Raw genomic sequence first — 387 nt, forward strand, 5'->3', positions numbered from 1 at the left:
GTGCAGTTCGGCCTGCCCGACACCAACGTACTGCTGGTGGCCGACGAAGGCGCCCAGGATATGGTCGATGCCGTGATGGCGATCAGCGAGCGGGTCTGCGTGGAATTGGGCGACAAGCTCGATGACAAGGCCATCTTCGAACGCTGGCTCGATACGCGCTACCTGACCGGCAAGAGCGCCGAAGGCTTCAAGCGCAGCCCCGGCTTCGTGGCCGATACGCTCGAGATGTCCGGGCCGTGGGCCGACCTGCCCGCGATCTACGACGACGTGGTGGCCGCCATCAACGCGGTGCCGGGCACGCTGGCCGGCTCCGCGCACCAGTCGCACGCCTACGTGGACGGCGCCTGCCTGTACTTCTCGCTGCGGGGCGAGGTTGCGGTCGAAGAC

General features: G+C 67.4%; 1 pseudogene. It reads left to right on the top strand.

Annotated elements, in window-relative coordinates:
- Positions 1-387 (top strand): annotated as a pseudogene (locus AC1DBD_RS17905) (FAD-binding oxidoreductase); the annotation flags it as partial.

It is taken from the genome of Arthrobacter sp. 10T419 (assembly GCF_056394105.1).